This window comes from Salmonella sp. 32100201201700099SM (assembly GCF_017572645.1).
GTDB lineage: Bacteria > Pseudomonadota > Gammaproteobacteria > Enterobacterales > Enterobacteriaceae > Salmonella > Salmonella enterica.
Window position 1 is genome coordinate 25,481 of record NZ_JAGERQ010000015.1, and the last position, 19,465, is coordinate 44,945.

Below are 19,465 nucleotides of genomic sequence, written 5' to 3' on the forward strand. Positions count from 1 at the left end.
ATCATCGAGGCTCTACAAGGTTCGACACAGGCACCATACCTGGACAGTCGCTGCGCCGTTGCGCAAAAGCAGTTGCGCGATTTCCGCGACGGTACTTCCGGTAGTGACGACATCATCCACAATAACCATATGGAGACCCTGTACCGGCAATTCAAGGCGAAACGCGTTTTTCAAATTGCGCTTACGTAACCTGGCGCTGAGATGATGTTGTGTTGCGGTCGCCCGTACCCGCGTGATGGTCTGGCTGTCCCACGCGCAGCCCAGCCAGTGCGCTAACGGTTGGCATAACAGATCGCTTTGGTTAAATCCCCGCCGCCAGTGTCGGCGCGACCAGAGCGGAACGCTGACGATTCTGTCGGGAAGCGGCAAGCCAGTGCTGCGGCGCGCCATAAGTACTTCCTGCAACAGTAGACGCGCCAGAGCGGCGGCAATTTCGCTGCGGCGGGTAAATTTAAGCTGATGCACCAGTAAACTCAAGGGCGGCGTATAGTCACTGACGCTCACCAGACGCTGCCAGGGCGGCGGTTTTTGCAGGCAGCGACCGCAGGGGAGCGAAGGATGCCCGGCAGGTAATCCGCATTGCGGACACAGGCTGACGCGCTGACGAACGGCGCGCGCGCATACGGAGCAAATCCCCCAGTGGCTTAACGCCAGCGGCATTCGGCATAGCCAGCATAATCCCGGTACTGTTAGCATAGGTGCATCCTTGTTAGACAAAAGAGAACAGTAACTGATGAATGACATCTGGTGGCAGACCTACGGCGAGGGAAATTGTCATCTTGTGCTGCTGCACGGATGGGGATTGAACGCGGAGGTGTGGCATTGCATTCGCGAGGAACTCGGCTCGCATTTTACGCTGCATCTGGTCGACTTGCCGGGCTATGGCCGTAGTTCGGGGTTTGGCGCCATGACGCTTGAAGAGATGACGGCGCAGGTAGCGAAAAACGCGCCGGACCAGGCTATCTGGCTTGGCTGGAGTCTGGGCGGCCTGGTGGCGAGTCAGATGGCGCTCACCCACCCTGAACGCGTTCAGGCGCTGGTGACAGTCGCCTCTTCGCCATGCTTTAGCGCGCGTGAGGGGTGGCCGGGAATAAAACCAGAAATCCTCGGCGGATTCCAGCAGCAGCTTAGCGACGATTTTCAGCGCACGGTGGAGCGTTTTCTGGCGCTGCAAACGTTAGGGACGGAGACGGCGCGTCAGGATGCCCGCACCTTAAAAAGCGTAGTGCTGGCGCAGCCTATGCCGGATGTAGAGGTGCTCAATGGCGGACTGGAAATCTTAAAAACGGTCGATCTACGAGAAGCGCTTAAAAATGTGAACATGCCGTTTTTGCGTTTGTATGGTTATCTGGACGGTCTGGTGCCGCGTAAAATCGCGCCTTTGCTCGATACGTTATGGCCGCACAGTACATCACAGATAATGGCGAAGGCGGCCCATGCGCCGTTTATCTCGCATCCGGCGGCGTTTTGCCAGGCGCTGATGACGCTAAAATCATCGCTGTAACCAGGGCGTTGCCGGGCCCAGGCCATTCTGCCAGATTAATGGCTTTCAGACGCCAGATCGGCAGGCGCCAGCCCGGTAACCCTAAGCACAGTATCGCGATCGAAACCATCGTTTAGCATGGAGCGGGCAATGCGCAATGCGGCGAGCCGTTGGCCTTCCTGTTTGCCTTGTTGTAGCCCTTTCTGTAACCCGTTACGATGTCCTTCCCGACGTAATCTTTCTGCGATAGTCATGATCTTCTCCTTATGCTGTGGGATACGCATAGCCACCTGGCGGATAAACGTATTGAAGCGCGCGGCGTCGCCAGTGTGCATCATGTAATTAAACAGACTTTGAAGCTGGGTGTCATTAGCGTATCCCTTAACCAGCAGGGCGACCAGCTGTTCGACAAGCCCCATCAGATCACGCTGGCGGATGTGTTTTTGTATGAGTTCCAGCAGCGCGACCCGTCGGTGCCGCATAATCTCGTCGTCCGGCACGACCGTAATATCGACCAGAGGAAAGGCGGTGGCGTATAGCTTACGCGCCATCACCGGGTCGGCAAATTCATCCAGCCAGCATAATGAGAACGGATACGGGCTTCGGTTTCCGTGGTAAAACAGCATTGGCACCACTAATGGCAACGTCTTATGCCCGGCCTCCAGGTGCCGTTGCATTGCAGCCATTGCGTAACGCATCAGCCGAAATGCCATATGCGCGTCCGGCGTACTCTGATGTTCAATAACCACGTAAATGTAACCGTCACCTTCACTTGTTTCCAGCGACCAAAGGATATCGGAATAATGGGGGCGTAAATCCTCTTCAATAAAGCTACCGGACTCCAGCCGTAACGTATTCAGATTACAGATTTGACGTAATGTCGACGGAAGATGGATTTCCAAAAAATCCCGTGCAGTATCGGGGTGGCATAAAAACTGTTTGAATACCGCGTCATGCGGCGTGGATGTTGTTGAGGTCGCCATATCGATCCGTCACCGGTGAAGTTCAATGGCGTGACACTACGCGCAGACCGGGCTGATTGCAGTAGAGGATTAGTGCGCTTGCGAGGCGCGTGGGGAGATAAATGCGCACGGCGGTAACGCTTTCATCTTTGTGGAAGGCATGACACAAAATTGCCCGGCAGCGTGACGCGTACCGGGCAATATAACGCGGGATAAAGGCCGGATAAGACGCGTTACGTCGCTACCCGGCAAAGGTCAACGCAAGGCCCACCATTCGCGCAGGCAGGCTTTACCTTCCGGACAGCTTTTACAACTGCCTGAAAGGCAACCGTCCGGTTCTTCCGGGATACGTACCGCTTTACCCATGATCTCCAGTTGATTCAGCATGGCGTCGATCATGGGCTGCGGAGCGTGCAGCGTATGGCTGATCTGCGTTGCCTCCATACGCCCCCGCAGCGCCAGTAGATCGCGAACCTGTATCAATGAAGCCATTTTTTACATCCCTTAGTGACAATTGCCCGCAGTGCCCGAACAACAGGATGTGACGCTTTTGCGGGTTGCCAGCAGTTCAATGTCTACACGGCTGCGGGCGCGGCGTAGCAGACTTAATACCACAACGTTAAAGACGATTACCGCCAGAATACAGATCAGGCTGTAAGTCGGGTGCTGACTGAAGCTGGTAACCTGGTAGAACAGCGTGGCGAGCGAATAGGCGATATTCAGCCCCCACAGGATGGAGAAGCTCATCCAGCCGCGGCTGGACTCGCGGGCGATAGCGCCCATTACCGAGATACACGGTACGTAAAGCAGGACGAAAATCAGGTAACTGTACGCCGCCGCGGCGCTGCCGAATTTTTGATCCATCACGCCCATCGCGCCGGTCGCCATTTCTCCGTCGCCTTTACTCGCTTCGATCGGGTTAGCCAGTACGCTCAGGCTAAAGGTGTCTTTCAGGCTTTGCCAGGTATCGTCAACCGCGCCCAGCAGTTCATCGCCGAGGTGAAAGTCGGCAGGATTAAACGCTTCGTCCTGAATATTTTCGGCGGTGTAGAGCGTGTTCAGCGTACCGACGACAACCTCTTTCGCCATGGCGCCCGTAAACAGACCCACGGTAGCTTGCCAGTTATCCTCATGGACGCCGATCGGTTTAAAGACTGGCGTGATGACCCGGCTTACAGAGGCGAGGGCGGAGTCATTAATGTTATCGACGATTTTGCCGCTCAGCGAGAAACTGTTAAACGCGCTCAGGAAAATACTCACGATGATAATGACTTTACCGGCGCGTAGTACAAAACCTTTCAGGCGTTGCCAGGTCTGGATGATCAGGCTCTTGATATGCGGTACGTGGTAAACCGGCAGCTCCATCACAAACGGAGAGGCTTCGCCACGCATAATGGTATGTTTCAGCATCAGGCCGGTTAATACCGCCATGACAATACCCAGCACGTATAGCGAGAAGACCGCCAGCGCGCCGTTTTGCCCGAAGAAGGCGGCGGCAAAGACGGCGAAAATCGCCAGGCGCGCGCCACAGGACATAAACGGCGCCATCATGATGGTCATCAGGCGTTCGCGCGGAGCGTCAAGCGTGCGGGCGCCCATCACGGAAGGTACGTTACAGCCGAAGCCGACAATCAGCGGCACGAAGGATTTACCCGGTAGTCCCAGCGCCTGCATCAGGCGATCCATGACGAAGGCCGCGCGCGCCATATAACCGGAGTCTTCAAGGAAGGAGAGGAACAGGTACATCATCCCGATTTGCGGCACCAGCGGCAGGACGGTATTGATCCCGCCGCCAAGACCTTGCGCCAGGAAGATGGTTAACCAATCCGGGAAGTGCAGCGTGTAGCCAATCCATTGAATGCCATGAATAAAGATGGCGACGGAACCGGCATCAAACAGGGGTTGCAACGCGCCGCCGATGTTAATGGCGAGCAGGAACATCAGGTACATCACGAACAAAAAAATCGGTAAGCCGAGGAAGCGGTTCAGGATAATTTTATCGACCGCCCTGGTGAAGCGGCTGGGTTCGGCTGTCAGGGTATTGCTGACCACGTCGCAAATAGCGGCGATACACTGGTAACGGGCGTCGGCGATATGCAGCGCCGGGTCGTCCATTTCGTCCTTCAGACGGGCAAGGGAGGTGTCCAGGTTTTGCGCCGCCTCGCCTGCGTAAGCCCGGCTGTAGATATCGCCCTCCAGCATTTGCAGACCCAGCCAGCGGCGCTGTTGTAAAGGCATCTCCTGGGCCATCGCGTCGGCCAGGAAACCCGCTTCGCGCAGCAGCGGCTGGGCATAATGCACCAGTTCGACGTTGTCGTTAGCGTTGTGACGATCAATGGCCAGTTTCAGCGCCTCGATACCGCGACCGCGAGTCGATACCAGCGGTACGACAGGGCAACCCAGACGCGTGGACAGAGCGTCGACATCAATACGAACCTGCTGTTTTTCGGCGATATCCAGCATGTTGAGCGCGACAATACAGGGGATACCCAGCTCCAGCAGCTGCAGCGTCAAATAGAGGTTGCGCTCCAGATTGGAGGCGTCCACAACGTTTATCAACAGGTCGGCGTCGCCGCTCAGGATGTAGTGGCAGGCGATCTGTTCGTCGAGAGAGGTTTGTGACGAGATGGTCGTCAGAGAATAGGTGCCGGGTAAATCTACCAGCGTGACCTGGTGGTCAGTTGTCGCGAACTGGCCCTCTTTACGCTCGACGGTGACGCCCGCCCAGTTCCCCACGCGCTGACGCGCGCCGGTGAGTTGGTTAAATAAGGTGGTCTTGCCGGAATTAGGATTACCAATTAAACCAATGGTTAATTTTTTCATTTTTATAGACTCGCTGTATTAACAGGAAACCGCTTCCACTTCTATTAACGCCAAATCCTTTTTACGCAAAACCAGACTCACGCGTCGTGTTTCGATATGGATCGGATCCCCTAAGGGCGCGACGCGGACAACATTAAATGAAGAGCCGGGCAACATGCCGAGCGAAAGCAGTTTTTGACGATACGCCGGGCTGATTTCACGCGCAAAGCCGGTGATTTTCCACGCAGTGTCAGGAGTGAATTGCATACGACCTACTTGTTTCTTACTAACTGGATGTATACCTCATGCGGCGCTCAGGGGGGCGGCAGGAGACCCGATGTTTAGCCAACGAAGGAAAGAGTAAATAATCAACAACACAATGATAATGAGAATGGTTTCTATCTTCAACGATTAAAATGTGACGGAATGTACAAATAAGCGATAATTTGCGCCGATGTTGATATGGCTCAACATTTATTTGTCTTTTTGCAAATACCTCTAATGTGCAAATATTCACCGTTTTTAATGTTTAATTAAGGTTTCATCTGTTAATAAAGTGATAATTAATAGTGCGGATAGCAGAAGGAAATTAATTAACAGATTCTAATGGGTAAGATTTAATTGTTAATTAAAAAAGAAAGGGTTGGACGTATTGCAAAATCGCAGGCCGGATAAGAAGTAACCCGGCCTGCGTATTACCCGATTAGCGTTTTTTTCCCATTGCCGCTGCCAGCGCGTCCATCATGGCGCTGTTACCGGCTGGCTGGGCGTCACGACCGCGCGGTTTCGCCGCTTTTGACGCCGGGCGGTTGCCCTGAGCGCGATCGGCACCGCCGCCGCGACGAGCGGCGGTTTCGCCGGGCTGTTCGTCCAGACGCATCGTCAGCGCAATACGCTTACGTTGCAGATCCACTTCCAGCACTTTCACCTTCACGATGTCGCCAGCTTTTACCACGGTGTGTGGATCGTCGACGAACTTAGTCGACAGGGAAGAGATGTGGACCAGGCCATCCTGATGAACGCCGATATCGACAAACGCGCCGAAGTTAGTGACGTTAGTGACTGCCCCTTCCAGAATCATCCCCGGCAGCAGGTCGTTCATGGTTTCGACGCCATCGGCGAATTGCGCGGTTTTAAATTCAGGACGCGGGTCGCGGCCCGGTTTTTCCAGCTCTTTGATGATATCGCTCACGGTCGGCACGCCGAATTTATCGTCGGTAAAATCAGCGGCCTTGAGGTGACGCAATTCGTTGCTGTTGCCCATCAGATCTTTTAGCGCTTGCTGCGTCGCCGCCAGAATGCGTTCGACAACCGGATAGGCTTCCGGGTGGACGGTGGAGGCATCCAGCGGGTTATCGCCGTGGTTAATACGCAGGAAGCCCGCGCACTGCTCAAACGCTTTCGGCCCCAGACGGCTCACCTTCAACAGTTGCTGGCGGTTCTGGAACTGACCGTTCTCATCGCGCCAGGCGACGATGTTTTGCGCCATCATGCGCGTTAAGCCTGCGACGCGGGTCAGCAGCGGTACGGAGGCGGTATTCAAATCGACGCCGACGGCGTTTACGCAGTCTTCGACCACCGCATCCAGTTTACGGGCCAATTGGGTCTGGCTGACATCGTGTTGATATTGGCCGACGCCGATCGATTTCGGATCGATTTTCACCAGTTCCGCCAGCGGATCCTGCAGACGACGCGCGATAGAGACCGCGCCGCGCAGGGAGACGTCGAGATCCGGAAACTCCTGCGCCGCCAGCTCAGAAGCGGAATACACGGACGCCCCCGCTTCGCTGACGATCACTTTCTGCGCCGTCACGTTCGGGAACTGTTTCTGTACGTCGAGATAGAAACGTTCGGTTTCACGCGAAGCCGTACCGTTGCCAATCGCGACCAGTTCGACGTGGTATTTTTCGCACAGCGCGGCGATCACGGTAGCCGCTTTGGCCGCCTGACCGGTATGCGGATAAATGGTATCCGTCGCCACCAGCTTGCCGGTGCCGTCAACGACAGCGACTTTTACGCCGGTACGCAGGCCAGGATCAAGGCCCATCGTGGCGCGCAGGCCTGCGGGGGCTGCCATCAGCAGGTCGTGCAGGTTACGCGCAAACACGTTAATCGCTTCGTCTTCCGCACGTTCGCGCACGGTGCCCATCAGTTCGGTTTCGAGGTGCATTAAGACTTTGATACGCCACGTCCAGCTCACTACGCCTTTGCGCCAGCTATCCGCCGGGGCGTTATTTAGCCGCAGGCCGAGATGGTCCATGATGATTTGCTCGCAGTAGCTCTCTTTCGGCGGCTCATCAAACTGTGGGTCGGCATTGAGCGAAAGTTGCAGAATGCCTTCGTTACGACCACGGAACATGGCCAGCGCACGGTGAGACGGGACGTTAGCAATGGGCTCATGATGGTCGAAATAGTCGCGGAATTTTGCCCCTTCTTCCTCTTTGCCGCTCACGACTGTGGCGACCAGATGGGCATTCTTCCACAGGTAATCACGCACTTTCGCCAGCAATGCGGCGTCTTCGGCAAAGCGCTCCATCAGAATGTAGCGTGCGCCGTCGAGCGCGGCTTTCGTGTCCGCCACGCCTTTGTCGCCATCAATGTACTTTGCCGCTTTCACGTCAGGATCGTGGGACGGTTCGTTCCAGAGCAGATCGGCCAGCGGCTCAAGGCCGGCTTCAATGGCGATTTGTCCACGGGTGCGGCGTTTAGGTTTATAGGGCAGGTAGAGGTCTTCGAGCTCGGTCTTACTTAACGTAGCGTTGATGGCGCCAGCCAGCTCATCGGTCAGTTTGCCTTGTTCGGAAATGGACTTGAGGATGGCCTGACGCCTGTCTTCCAGCTCACGCAGATAGCCCAGACGCGTTTCCAGGTTACGCAACTGCGTGTCATCCAGACCGCCGGTGATTTCTTTACGATAACGTGCGATAAACGGCACGGTGTTCCCTTCGTCAAGCAGGCGAACGGCAGCTTCAACCTGCCCGGCATTTGCCTGGATTTCACCCGCAATAATGCGGCAGAAAGAATCATTCATCATGGGTTAGTTTCGTCTTCAGGATAAAAATCAGGGGATAGTTATACGGATTGGCTGGCAAAAATGCCAGCCATCAGCGGGGGCTTAGGATTCTTCTTGTCTTATTTGACGTATTCGATCGCATTGACGTACCAGTTTGCTTCGCCGACAGGGGTGTTGACCACCGCCAGATCGCCCACTTCTTTTTTCAGTAGCGCCCGCGCCATCGGCGAGTCGATAGAGATGTAATCCTTACGTCCGAAAATTTCATCGTAGCCGACAATGCGGAACTTCAGCGTATCGCCGTCATCATTTTCGATTTCCACCCAGGCGCCGAAGAAGACTTTGCCCTCCTGCTGCGGGGAATAATCCACGATTTTGAGATTTTCCATGCATTTGGTCAGATATCTGACGCGTCTGTCGATCTCACGCAGGCGCTTTTTATTATACTGATAGTCGGCATTCTCGCTGCGGTCGCCCAGACTCGCAGCCCAGGTCACTTTTTTGGTGACCTCCGGGCGCTCTTCATGCCAGAGATAATTGAGCTCTTGTTTGAGTGTTTCGTACCCTTCGCGGGTGATCAGGGGCGTTTTCATCTCGTTGATTTACCTTTGCTGTCGATATTGCGCACACGGGGTATAACGTGATCGTCCCGACAGAATAAATAATGGGGTTGCCGATTAATTGTATATTTAAGCTGCTGTTAAATATGCTTTGTAACAATTTAGCCTGAAATTCATACCAGAATTTGCTGGTGACTCACGTGAGCTTTTTTAAGAATACACACTTACATTTGTTGCGAACCTTTGGGAGTACAGACAATGCAAGAGAATTATAAGATTCTGGTGGTTGATGACGATATGCGTCTGCGGGCGCTACTGGAACGTTATCTGACCGAGCAGGGCTTCCAGGTTCGAAGCGTCGCTAACGCCGAGCAGATGGATCGTCTGCTGACCCGTGAATCTTTCCATCTCATGGTACTGGATTTAATGCTGCCAGGTGAAGATGGTCTGTCGATTTGTCGTCGCCTGCGTAGTCAAAGTAATCCAATGCCGATCATTATGGTCACGGCGAAGGGTGAAGAGGTTGACCGTATCGTCGGGCTGGAAATCGGCGCCGATGACTACATTCCTAAACCGTTTAACCCGCGCGAGCTGTTGGCGCGTATCCGCGCCGTGCTACGTCGTCAGGCAAACGAACTGCCCGGCGCGCCGTCGCAGGAAGAGGCCGTTATCGCGTTCGGTAAGTTCAAACTGAACCTCGGTACGCGCGAGATGTTCCGTGAAGATGAACCGATGCCGCTGACCAGCGGGGAGTTTGCGGTACTGAAAGCGTTAGTCAGCCATCCGCGCGAGCCGCTCTCTCGCGACAAGCTGATGAATCTGGCCCGTGGCCGCGAGTATTCCGCGATGGAACGCTCCATCGACGTCCAGATCTCCCGCCTGCGCCGTATGGTGGAAGAAGATCCGGCGCATCCGCGTTATATTCAGACCGTCTGGGGCCTGGGCTACGTCTTCGTACCGGACGGTTCTAAAGCATGAGGCGAATGCGCTTCTCGCCGCGAAGTTCATTTGCCCGCACGCTGTTGCTCATCGTCACCTTGCTGTTCGTCAGCCTGGTGACGACCTACCTGGTGGTGCTGAACTTCGCGATTTTGCCGAGCCTCCAGCAGTTTAATAAGGTTCTGGCTTACGAAGTCCGTATGCTGATGACCGATAAGCTGCAACTGGAGGACGGCACGCAGTTAGTCGTGCCGCCTGCGTTTCGTCGGGAAATCTATCGCGAGCTGGGGATCTCTCTCTACACCAACGAAGCCGCCGAAGAGGCCGGGCTGCGTTGGGCGCAACACTACGAATTCTTAAGCCACCAGATGGCGCAGCAATTAGGCGGCCCGACGGAAGTGCGGGTTGAGGTCAACAAAAGCTCGCCCGTCGTGTGGCTCAAAACCTGGCTGTCGCCCAATATCTGGGTGCGCGTGCCGCTGACCGAGATTCATCAGGGCGATTTTTCTCCGCTTTTCCGTTACACGCTGGCGATCATGCTCCTGGCGATAGGCGGCGCGTGGCTGTTTATTCGTATACAGAACAGACCGTTAGTGGATCTTGAACATGCCGCCTTGCAGGTAGGGAAGGGAATTATTCCGCCGCCGCTGCGTGAATATGGCGCCTCTGAGGTGCGCTCTGTGACCCGGGCGTTTAACCATATGGCAGCCGGCGTGAAACAATTGGCCGATGACCGTACGCTATTGATGGCGGGCGTCAGCCACGACTTGCGCACGCCGCTGACCCGTATTCGTCTGGCGACGGAGATGATGGGCGAGGAGGACGGTTATCTCGCGGAGTCGATCAATAAAGACATCGAAGAGTGTAACGCCATTATCGAACAGTTTATTGACTATCTGCGTACCGGTCAGGAAATGCCAATGGAGATGGCGGATCTCAATTCCGTACTGGGCGAGGTGATTGCGGCGGAAAGCGGCTATGAGCGTGAGATTAACACTGCGCTTCAGGCAGGGAGCATCCAGGTGAAAATGCACCCGCTCTCGATTAAGCGCGCGGTGGCGAATATGGTGGTCAATGCTGCCCGCTATGGCAACGGCTGGATTAAGGTCAGCAGCGGCACCGAGTCGCATCGCGCCTGGTTCCAGGTAGAAGATGACGGGCCGGGCATTAAGCCGGAGCAGCGTAAACATCTGTTCCAGCCTTTCGTGCGTGGCGACAGCGCCCGTAGCACCAGCGGTACAGGGCTGGGGCTGGCGATTGTGCAGCGCATTATCGATAACCATAACGGGATGCTGGAGATTGGCACCAGCGAGCGTGGCGGCTTGTCAATTCGCGCCTGGCTGCCGGTTCCTGTGGCTCGCGTCCAGGGGACGACAAAAGAGGCATAAGAAAGGGAGGTATTACCCTCCCTTTCTTCTTAACGCCGGATGACGCTGTTCAAAGCCGCCATCCGGCCTGTTCCTTACAGCTTCGGTCCGGCGCTAACCAGCGCTTCGCCTGCCGGGGTATCCGTATACTTCTCGAAGTTCTCAATGAACAGTTTCGCCAGCGCGGTGGCTTTTTCCTGCCATTGTTCCGGCGACGCGTAGGTGTTACGCGGGTCGAGAATGTGGGTATCCACGCCAGGCAGTTCAGTCGGGATCGCCAGATCGAACAGCGGCAGACGGAAGGTTTCCGCGTTATCAAGAGAACCGTTCAGAATGGCGTCAATAATCGCGCGCGTATCTTTGATGGAGATACGTTTGCCGGTGCCATTCCAGCCGGTGTTAACCAGATAAGCCTGCGCGCCTGCTGCCTGCATACGTTTCACCAGCACCTCAGCATACTGCGTCGGGTGCAGCGTCAGGAACGCGGCGCCGAAGCAGGCGGAGAAGGTGGGGGTCGGTTCGGTGACGCCGCGTTCGGTGCCGGCCAGTTTAGCGGTGAAACCCGACAGGAAGTGGTACTGCGTCTGGTTAGCGGTTAAACGGGAAACCGGCGGCAACACGCCGAAAGCATCCGCCGTCAGGAAGATAACCTTGGTGGCGTGACCTGCTTTGGATACGGGCTTAACGATGTTATCGATATGATAGATCGGGTAAGAGACGCGGGTGTTTTCGGTTTTGGAACCATCGTCGAAATCAACGGTGCCGTCTTCGCGCACGGTGACGTTTTCCAGCAACGCATCACGGCGAATCGCATGATAAATTTCTGGCTCCGCTTCTTTCGACAGTTTGATGGTTTTGGCGTAGCAGCCGCCTTCAAAGTTGAACACGCCGTCGTCATCCCAACCGTGCTCATCATCGCCAATCAGACGACGTTTCGGGTCGGTGGAGAGAGTGGTTTTTCCGGTACCGGAAAGGCCGAAGAAGACCGCGACATCGCCTTTTTCACCCACGTTGGCGGAACAGTGCATTGAGGCGATACCTTTGAGCGGCAGCAGGTAGTTCATTACCGAGAACATCCCTTTTTTCATTTCGCCGCCGTACCAGGTGCCGCCAATAAGCTGAATACGTTCAGTCAGGTTGAACGCCACGAAGTTTTCCGAGTTCAGCCCTTGCTCTTTCCACTGCGGGTTGGTGCACTTCGCGCCGTTCATGACAATAAAGTCAGGTTTGAAGCCTACCAGCTCTTCGTCCGTTGGGCGAATGAACATATTTTTAACGAAGTGGGCCTGCCAGGCGACTTCCGTAATAAAGCGCACGGAAAGACGCGTATCGGCATTTGCGCCGCAGAACGCATCAACAATGAATAAGCGTTTACCGGAAAGCTGATGCGTCACCAGACCTTTCAGGTGTTGCCAGGTTTCCTGGGAAAGCGGCTTATTATCGTTTTTACCTTTACCCTTATCGGACCACCACAGCGTATCACGCGTGGTGTCGTCGCGAACAATATACTTATCCTTAGGCGAACGACCGGTAAAAATACCGGTATCAACGGCAACAGCGCCCAGGTTAGTTAACACGCCACGCTCATAGCCTTCCAGACCAGGATTAAGTTCTTCCTGATAAAGGGTGTCGTAGCTGGGATTGTAAACGATATCCTGGACGTCGTTGATACCATAAGCCTTGAGATCTTGCGGGGTTAAATTGTTAACGCGCATATCACTGCTCCTTAGCCAATATATATTACCGAAAATAGTAAGGTTTTTTGAGGTTGGTTAACCGCGACAAGGCTCATAGATTTACGTATCTGGACAAAATCACGATTGACGAAAAACACAGTGACTCCTGTCACGCAGCGGCGGTTATTATGGCAGGAAACCTACTTTTGTTGTGGAAAATGTTCTGAAAACGTTAAAAGGAAGTGTTTTTGACCGACATAATGTGACTGTAATCGCATTCATGTAAGAAAGTTACGTAACACCAACATTAACAATATCGATTCACCTCTCTGCGTTTTTTTCTGAATTATGCATGACGACGTCTGGCGGTGAACAGATGATGCAATAATGCGACTTTCTCATCATTCTGGATAACGACATGGAAAGTGTAGCGCTTTCACGTACTACTCGCTGGGGTATGTTGCTCACCGGTTTGCTGCAGGGCGTCTTGTGCTACCTGCTGATGGCCTGGCTGGTACCACAAAATAGCGACTGGCTGTTCTATGGTATGCCTGCGACGATAGCATTGTCGTCAATGCTATTGCTTACCGTGGTCTCTTTTAAACAGCGCGCTCTGTGGGGCTGGCTGGGGCTGACCTTTGTGGTCGTGCTGGCAATGAGCGGCTGGCTGAAATGGCAGGTTGAGGCGGTGGAGAAATGGCGCCTGGCCGAGCTCCTCTGGCTGTATGGTCTCCGGCTTGTGTTGATGGCGATGCTGGTATTACCCTGGATGCAATATCAGTTACATTCGCAAACCGGTTCGGCGCGTTATCCCCAGTTTTATCTGCGGTTATGGCATAACGTACTGACATTGTTTATCGTCCTGGTCGCCAACGGACTGTTCTGGCTGGTGCTTCTGCTCTGGAGCGCGCTATTCAGGCTGGTGGGCATCCGCTTTTTCAGCACCCTTTTCTTTGAAACTGAAGCCTTTATTTATGTGACCATCGGCCTGATTACGGCGCTGGCGGTCATTCTCGCCCGCACGCAGTCGCGCCTTGTGGCGGCGGTGCAAAAGCTGCTGACGCTGATCGCGACAGGTTTACTGCCGGTGGTGTCGCTGCTGGCCTTGCTGTTTATTGTGACGTTACCCTTTACCGGACTGGAGGCGATTTCTGCGCGTGTTTCCGCTGCGGGGCTGCTATCCACGCTGACGCTGATGCTGCTGCTCCTCGTGGCGATTGTCAACGAACCGCAAAAGCGCGTATTACCCTATCCGCGCGTACTACGCGGCATGATTAGCGCCTCGCTGTGCGTTGCCCCGATATATATGCTGCTGGCGGGCTGGGCGTTATGGGTACGTATTCAGCAATACGGCTGGACGCCGGATCGTCTGTATGGCGCGCTGACGGCGTCTGTCTTGCTGGTATGGTCCTTCGGTTATCTGATCGGTCTGTTACGCCGCGGACGCGACCCTGGTGAGTGGCAAGGCAAGGTGATACTGAGCGTCTCTTTGTTGACGCTGGTGATATTGCTGTTGCTGGCCTCGCCTGTACTTGATGTCTGGCGTATTAGCGTCAACAGCCATATGGCGCGTTACCATAGCGGTAAAATTACTGCGGATCAGATCAGCCTGTATATGCTGGATCACAGCGGCAAACCTGGCCAGGAAGCGCTGAAATCGTTGCGGGATGACGAGGCGTTTACGCAGAACAGAAAGCGCAATCGTGAACTGATGACGTTTTTGCAGAGAAATAAGGTCTCTCCGACGGCGGACGATTTAGCGCGGGTGGTGATGATTGCGCCCGGTAGCCAGAAGCCGGATGCCGCATTTTGGGCGTTTGTCAAAGAGCAGAGTTATTCGGACGATTCCTGCCTTGAACCGGATGCCTGCGTGCTGGTGAGTCAGGATCTTAACGGCGACGGTCAGCCTGAGCAGGTGCTGTATAACTTTATTGTTGCCGAGAGTCAGGTCTACGGCTTAAAAGAGGGGAAATGGACGCAGAAAGCGTTCGCCCGATTGCCGGACGGGTTTTCTAAGACGCAACTGTTGCACGCGATTGCCGGGCATCAGTTAGACTCAGCCCCCAAAGCCTGGCGCGATATCATTGTTGATGGTCAGCGGTTGGATGTGGATTACTACAACGAGTAAGCTTTTTGCCGGATGGCGGCATAAATGCCTTATCCGGCCTACGGAGCGGGATGCTGTAGGCCAGATAAGCGCAGCGCCATCAGGCAATGATGTTGTCGACTGAAAGGCGATTAATGAACCTGTGGATCGGCAGGAGAGGCGTTGTTACGGATCTCCGCGATATCCATCGCATTGAACAGGTAATGATTGCCGCAGTAATCGCAGTGCATATCGATTTCGCCTTCTTCCGCCAGAATGCTGTCCACTTCTTCATCCGGCAATGTTTTCAGCGCGCCCGCGCAACGTTCGCGTGAACAGGTGCATTTGAATTCAACATCTTGCGGATCGTAGAGCGTGACTTCTTCTTCGTGATACAAACGCCACAGCACGTCATTTGCCGGTAACGTCAGCAGCTCTTCGCTTTTAATGGTTTCCGTCAACATAGCCAGATGGTCGAAATCCTCCGCCTGCGCGTTCTGTGCTGGCATCACCTGGAGCAACATTCCACCTGCCGCCGGTTTACCGTCGACATCGCCGGTACGAATAAACAGGCGCGTCGGCAACTGCTCGGAGCGCAGGAAGTAATCTTCCAGGCACGCCGCCAGAGTATCGCCTTCCAGACCCACCACGCCCTGATAGCGTTCACCCTCTTCCGGCGTAATGGTGATCACCAGATAGCCGTTGCCAACCAGCGTTTTGAGATCCGCATTGTCAGGGATGTCGCCCTGAACGCGAGCCACGCCGCGCATCTGCTGCTGATTATTGCCATTGATCACCGCCAGGCTTAACGGCCCGTCGCCCTGGAGCTGTACCGTAATGTCACCGGCAAACTTCAGCGTTGCGGTCAGCAGGCTAGTGGCGACCAGCAGTTCGGCCAGTACGGTTTTCACCGGCTGCGGGTAGGTATGATTGTCGAGGATCTGTTGCAAGGTTTCCGAAACGGTCACCAGCTCGCCGCGAACGGCAAAGTTTTCAAACAGATAACGATGTAATTGGTCATGTTGCGGCATAATCATCTCTCTTGCGGGTGACAGTTATTCGCTGTCGCCGTGTTTAAATCGTAACAGGTCGCGGCGCTCTTTCTTGTCCGGTCGCCTGTCCGGATGCGGCATGGTCAGGGCGTTAAGCTTGCGCGCCTGCGCCATTTTTTCGCGTTTTTCCACGCTTTCCGCCGTCTCTTCATACAGAGCGGCGGCTTCGCTGGCCGGACGGCGCTGTTCGGTGATGGCTTTAACGATCACCGTCCGTTCGTCATTTCCCTGACGCAGGGTAAGGGTTGCGTTCAGCTCGACGATTTTGCTCGGCTTACTGCGCTGGCCGTTGTAATGCACCTTACCGCCTTCAATCATCTCGCGGGCCAGCGCGCGGGTTTTATAAAAACGCGCGGCCCACAGCCATTTATCCAGTCTGACCTCAACGGAGGACTTTTCTTTCATGGCGTCTCCTTCACATCAGCGAGGGGATCAGACGGCGGTAGTCGTTCAGGGACGGATGGCGCGTATAGTGCTTTTCCGCCAGGCCGGAATCGGGATTCGTCACGCCAAGACAGTAGCGAATACCAAACCGGGCGGCGGCGTCGAGAATCGGTTCGCTGTCATCGATAAACAGCGTTTTCTCTGCGCTTATTCCCGTTTCCTCAGTGACAGCGCGCCATAACCGCTGATCCTCTTTGGGATAACCAAATGTGTGGGTGGAAAGTAATAAATCAAGGTGTGAGGCCAGACCGGTATGCTCCAGCTTCACCGCCAGGTTATGTGGATGCGCATTGGTGAGCAGAATCCGACGTTTTCCGCTGGCTTTTAACGCATTCAGAAACGGTACGGTATCGTCGCGCAAAACGGCGCGCGGCCCTTGCGCCGTCGTCATGGCGCAAATATCCAGACCCAGACGCTCGCTCCAGTAATCCAGACAGTACCAGTTTAGCGTATGCTGTACGGCATGATACTGCTGGCGAATATATTCCTGCGCGTCCTGCGGCGAAATACCCTGCTGCGCGCCGTAGGTTTCCGGTACCAGCTTTTGCCAGAAATAGTTATCGAACGCGAGATCGAGCAGCGTGCCGTCCATATCCAGCAAAACGGTATCCACGTTTTGCCAGTCAATATCAATATGCATGGGGAACTCCAGGGTAACGCAATTTGCGCGACAGGGTAGCATACCCTGTCGCACGGCGGCGCTATCAGATGAGATTTTCCGGAGAGACGGTTAACCTGGGATTGAGACAGCTTTCATAGTATTCCTGGATGTCCGCCATACGGGTACGGTGGCGTTGATAACGTCTGAACGCCTGAATGCCGTTGTAGACCGCGCTCACTATCATTGCCAGCATCAGCAGCGTGGTGCCGAGGTAACGCCACCAGCCGGATTTATCGGGGATACGATGCAGGCTGATATGCTGCGTGCCGTTGGCATCGGTATACACGCTGGTGACAATGCCCTCGGCGCTAAATGGCGTCTGCATGAGCGTTTGCGCCAGACGCTGGAAGGCGCTCCACTGTTCCTGCGCGGGATAGTCATACAGCGGCGTTGACGGCCAGGCCTGATCAACCAGTTCGCTGCCTTCATCGCTGGCGATCAGGAATCCGCCGGGAGCGGGGCTATTCAGCGACTGGGCGGCACGCGCGGTCTCGCGAGAAATAAACGGCGCCGTTGAGGTCGTGACCAGATTTTCCAGCGACTCTGCGCTTACGGGGCGTAGCAGTACGTTGACGCCGTCCAGTTTGCCGGCGTTCGCGCGTTTCACCAGCGCGTTCCAGTCCTTACTGTTACCGAGATTAACCAGCGCATTTTTCAGACGCACGCACTCGTCTTCCGCCGCGCACAAATCAGCGGTTTTCAGAACAATATCGCCAAAGTCATCTAATAATACCATGCCCGATTTTTGTATCGCGGAGCGTAAAGATGCGCTGACGCGCGAGTCGTCTTCAGGTTTTGGATGGAGCTGACGATTTACCGCCTGGCTTAGCGCCATCGCTTTATTCACCAGATCTGATTCCGGCAGCGGTAGCGCAGGCGCGTCATTCCAGATGATTTGCGAGCAATCGAACGGCATAAACGGTGAGTTAGACTGCCCGCTCCAGGTCGCCCCGGAATGAATATTACACATTCCTTTGCCGCTCAGGTGCAGCGTATCGCCCACCCGTACGCCAGCCTTTTCAAGCTGTTTTACCGTTGTCGCTTCAATGGTTTGCGCGCCTTTCATCCACGATAGCGTGAACTTGATTGGCATATCCAGCGGGATCCAGAACAGCAGCATAAACAACACCAGCAGCGAACCGATAGCAATAACAGTGCTGCGTAACCAGTGCTGCAACGGGAAGTTTTTCACTTCATCATGCAGGGATAAAAAACGGCCCTGGCGGGCGACATGGCGATCAAGGTAAATATCAATATCCGTTTGTTGCCCAAGATCCTGCGTAATGTAGGGTTGCCAGTGGGCAGGGTAAATAAGGTCGATGATGCCCAGGGAAATATTGTTAATCTGCTCCTGATTATTCTCCCCAAACAGTCCCCAGCGGCGGGGCGTTCCCCGCAGACAGTGAATTTCCCGCAGCGCGCTTTTCGACGGCGGCGCGAAAAGCCCCCAAAGTCCGGCTGCCAGCAGCAGGATAGCGCCGCCTATCATCCACGGTACAAAAACGTCTGGCGTTATCAGACAGAAAAAGAATAACAAAAAGGAGGCGACGATTAACAACGCTTCGCGCAAGCCAGCCGGGCGGCTGAGCGCATATTCTTCGTGGGTCTCCTGACGGATATTCAACAGCTCAATCTGCTCGCTCTCTTCGCCGCGAATCGACGCCTGCGTAGAGGCCGTATTCTGTAGCGCGTAGCCACGCGACTCCTGCATATACTCTTGCAGCATATGGCCGTTTAAAGAGATCACCAGCGGCAGCGTATCCGTGAGGATTAGCTCAACGTTGTTTTCATCATTGATGTACTGTTCCCAGAAAGGCGGCAGATGGACTTCGACGGAGTCGAGGTAGTAGCGCCATTTATTAGGATCGTCAGTGGTAATGCCGTAGCGGGTGATGGAGTGAGTCAGTATCACGACACTGTTGCTTTCCGCATTCAGCGTCAGTGAGATGGGCGCAGTACTGGCGCCTGTCGGCCCCGGAACTTGCTGGATCTGGCTAAGGTTATCGAGATAGTTTTCTACCGCGCTGCGCTCTTCGGGCAACAGTTTACGCGTTTGCGCGTCCTGAAAGGCGCTGATCCACGGTAAGCTCCCTCGTCTGGACTTTACCCGGAACCGCCATATTGCCAGTAGAGAGCAGGCCAGCAAAGCAGCTATAAAAATCAGAATGGTGCTCATGCTTTCCCCATCTTACTAAGTCTGTCAGGCGTGGTCAGTCGCACCCTGTCCAATAAACATTTTTCTGTGGTTGGCTATCGGCAAGCGTGGAGTTGAACTTGAGCATTGTAAAGCGCATCCCGGTGAAGGCAAATCATAGCAATACCACCAAAAACGGAATATCAGCAAATTCCTGGAGTTATTTCAACCTATTGACTTTTAATTTGAAATAAGAATTAATTTTTATTACGTTACATAAATGTAA

Annotated in this window: 16 protein-coding genes; 4 read left to right on the forward strand and 12 right to left on the reverse strand. The window is 54.6% G+C overall.

The genetic code is table 11. The features are described from left to right. Positions 1 to 12: 12 nt before the first annotated feature. Positions 13 to 696: a DNA utilization protein GntX gene (gene gntX, locus J4685_RS20480; RefSeq protein WP_000958739.1), complete on the reverse strand. Its 684-nt coding sequence runs from the start codon at positions 694 to 696 to the stop codon at positions 13 to 15. Positions 697 to 733: 37 nt separating this feature from the next. Here gntX and bioH point away from each other — a divergent pair, with 37 nt between their 5' ends. Then, complete coding sequence (bioH, locus tag J4685_RS20485; RefSeq protein ID WP_000998145.1) at positions 734 to 1,504, forward strand: pimeloyl-ACP methyl ester esterase BioH; 771 nt, start codon at positions 734 to 736, stop codon at positions 1,502 to 1,504. Positions 1,505 to 1,539: 35 nt separating this feature from the next. Here bioH and J4685_RS20490 read toward each other — a convergent pair whose 3' ends face one another. The 6 genes from J4685_RS20490 to greB form a co-directional block, all read right to left on the reverse strand. Further along, positions 1,540 to 2,466, reverse strand: coding sequence for an Rpn family recombination-promoting nuclease/putative transposase (locus J4685_RS20490; protein WP_000235944.1), 927 nt, complete (start codon positions 2,464 to 2,466; stop codon positions 1,540 to 1,542). 234 nt (positions 2,467 to 2,700) lie between these two features. Further along, positions 2,701 to 2,937, reverse strand: coding sequence for a [Fe-S]-dependent transcriptional repressor FeoC (gene feoC, locus J4685_RS20495; protein ID WP_000157589.1), 237 nt, complete (start codon positions 2,935 to 2,937; stop codon positions 2,701 to 2,703). Positions 2,938 to 2,949: 12 nt separating this feature from the next. After that, positions 2,950 to 5,268 (reverse strand): Fe(2+) transporter permease subunit FeoB, encoded by a 2,319-nt coding sequence (gene feoB / locus J4685_RS20500; RefSeq protein WP_000736984.1) that lies wholly within the window; start codon positions 5,266 to 5,268, stop codon positions 2,950 to 2,952. 18 nt (positions 5,269 to 5,286) lie between these two features. Continuing rightward, the gene (gene feoA / locus J4685_RS20505; protein WP_001160955.1) at positions 5,287 to 5,514 is read right to left on the reverse strand and encodes a ferrous iron transporter A; all 228 of its coding nucleotides are present in this window, start codon (positions 5,512 to 5,514) and stop codon (positions 5,287 to 5,289) included. Between the two features lie 436 nt (positions 5,515 to 5,950). Next, the gene (locus J4685_RS20510) at positions 5,951 to 8,281 is read right to left on the reverse strand and encodes a Tex family protein (RefSeq protein ID WP_000980674.1); all 2,331 of its coding nucleotides are present in this window, start codon (positions 8,279 to 8,281) and stop codon (positions 5,951 to 5,953) included. 98 nt (positions 8,282 to 8,379) lie between these two features. Further along, positions 8,380 to 8,853 carry a transcription elongation factor GreB gene (gene greB, locus J4685_RS20515; protein ID WP_000856690.1) on the reverse strand — a complete coding sequence of 158 codons (474 nt, stop codon included), beginning with the start codon at positions 8,851 to 8,853 and terminating at the stop codon, positions 8,380 to 8,382. 225 nt (positions 8,854 to 9,078) lie between these two features. On the opposite strand from greB, the gene ompR reads away from it, so the two are divergent. After that, positions 9,079 to 9,798, forward strand: coding sequence for a two-component system response regulator OmpR (gene ompR / locus J4685_RS20520; protein ID WP_001157751.1), 720 nt, complete (start codon positions 9,079 to 9,081; stop codon positions 9,796 to 9,798). Beyond that, the gene (gene envZ, locus J4685_RS20525; protein ID WP_001253818.1) at positions 9,795 to 11,147 is read left to right on the forward strand and encodes a two-component system sensor histidine kinase EnvZ; all 1,353 of its coding nucleotides are present in this window, start codon (positions 9,795 to 9,797) and stop codon (positions 11,145 to 11,147) included. The genes ompR and envZ overlap by 4 nt, the downstream gene beginning before the upstream one ends. A 74-nt stretch (positions 11,148 to 11,221) precedes the next feature. Here envZ and pckA read toward each other — a convergent pair whose 3' ends face one another. Further along, on the reverse strand, positions 11,222 to 12,841 hold the full coding sequence (gene pckA / locus J4685_RS20530; protein ID WP_001265689.1) for a phosphoenolpyruvate carboxykinase (ATP): 1,620 nt from the start codon (positions 12,839 to 12,841) through the stop codon (positions 11,222 to 11,224). Between the two features lie 379 nt (positions 12,842 to 13,220). On the opposite strand from pckA, the gene J4685_RS20535 reads away from it, so the two are divergent. Continuing rightward, a complete protein-coding gene (locus J4685_RS20535) occupies positions 13,221 to 14,930 on the forward strand; it encodes a DUF4153 domain-containing protein (protein WP_000446452.1) in 1,710 nt (569 codons plus the stop codon). Positions 14,931 to 15,040: 110 nt separating this feature from the next. On the opposite strand, the gene hslO is transcribed toward J4685_RS20535, so the two are convergent. The 4 genes from hslO to igaA all read right to left on the reverse strand — a co-directional run bounded on the left by hslO (position 15,041) and on the right by igaA (position 19,221). After that, the gene (gene hslO, locus J4685_RS20540) at positions 15,041 to 15,919 is read right to left on the reverse strand and encodes an Hsp33 family molecular chaperone HslO (RefSeq protein ID WP_001135571.1); all 879 of its coding nucleotides are present in this window, start codon (positions 15,917 to 15,919) and stop codon (positions 15,041 to 15,043) included. A gap of 24 nt (positions 15,920 to 15,943) precedes the next feature. After that, a complete protein-coding gene (gene hslR / locus J4685_RS20545) occupies positions 15,944 to 16,345 on the reverse strand; it encodes a ribosome-associated heat shock protein Hsp15 (RefSeq protein ID WP_000660719.1) in 402 nt (133 codons plus the stop codon). 10 nt (positions 16,346 to 16,355) lie between these two features. Then, entirely contained in the window at positions 16,356 to 17,024 is a 669-nt protein-coding gene (gene yrfG, locus J4685_RS20550; RefSeq protein ID WP_001520508.1) for a GMP/IMP nucleotidase, read from the reverse strand. A 64-nt stretch (positions 17,025 to 17,088) separates the two neighbouring features. Continuing rightward, entirely contained in the window at positions 17,089 to 19,221 is a 2,133-nt protein-coding gene (gene igaA, locus J4685_RS20555; RefSeq protein WP_000104100.1) for an intracellular growth attenuator protein IgaA, read from the reverse strand. Between the last annotated feature and the right edge of the window lie 244 nt (positions 19,222 to 19,465).

Excerpts from the sequence above, each read along its gene's own strand:
- gntX (WP_000958739.1), bottom strand. The coding sequence starts at position 696 with ATGCTAACAGTACCGGGATTATGCTGGCTATGCCGAATGCCGCTGGCG.
- bioH (WP_000998145.1), top strand. The coding sequence starts at position 734 with ATGAATGACATCTGGTGGCAGACCTACGGCGAGGGAAATTGTCATCTT.
- J4685_RS20490 (WP_000235944.1), bottom strand. The coding sequence starts at position 2,466 with ATGGCGACCTCAACAACATCCACGCCGCATGACGCGGTATTCAAACAG.
- feoC (WP_000157589.1), bottom strand. The coding sequence starts at position 2,937 with ATGGCTTCATTGATACAGGTTCGCGATCTACTGGCGCTGCGGGGGCGT.
- feoB (WP_000736984.1), bottom strand. The coding sequence starts at position 5,268 with ATGAAAAAATTAACCATTGGTTTAATTGGTAATCCTAATTCCGGCAAG.
- feoA (WP_001160955.1), bottom strand. The coding sequence starts at position 5,514 with ATGCAATTCACTCCTGACACTGCGTGGAAAATCACCGGCTTTGCGCGT.
- J4685_RS20510 (WP_000980674.1), bottom strand. The coding sequence starts at position 8,281 with ATGATGAATGATTCTTTCTGCCGCATTATTGCGGGTGAAATCCAGGCA.
- greB (WP_000856690.1), bottom strand. The coding sequence starts at position 8,853 with ATGAAAACGCCCCTGATCACCCGCGAAGGGTACGAAACACTCAAACAA.
- ompR (WP_001157751.1), top strand. The coding sequence starts at position 9,079 with ATGCAAGAGAATTATAAGATTCTGGTGGTTGATGACGATATGCGTCTG.
- envZ (WP_001253818.1), top strand. The coding sequence starts at position 9,795 with ATGAGGCGAATGCGCTTCTCGCCGCGAAGTTCATTTGCCCGCACGCTG.
- pckA (WP_001265689.1), bottom strand. The coding sequence starts at position 12,841 with ATGCGCGTTAACAATTTAACCCCGCAAGATCTCAAGGCTTATGGTATC.
- J4685_RS20535 (WP_000446452.1), top strand. The coding sequence starts at position 13,221 with ATGGAAAGTGTAGCGCTTTCACGTACTACTCGCTGGGGTATGTTGCTC.
- hslO (WP_001135571.1), bottom strand. The coding sequence starts at position 15,919 with ATGCCGCAACATGACCAATTACATCGTTATCTGTTTGAAAACTTTGCC.
- hslR (WP_000660719.1), bottom strand. The coding sequence starts at position 16,345 with ATGAAAGAAAAGTCCTCCGTTGAGGTCAGACTGGATAAATGGCTGTGG.
- yrfG (WP_001520508.1), bottom strand. The coding sequence starts at position 17,024 with ATGCATATTGATATTGACTGGCAAAACGTGGATACCGTTTTGCTGGAT.
- igaA (WP_000104100.1), bottom strand. The coding sequence starts at position 19,221 with ATGAGCACCATTCTGATTTTTATAGCTGCTTTGCTGGCCTGCTCTCTA.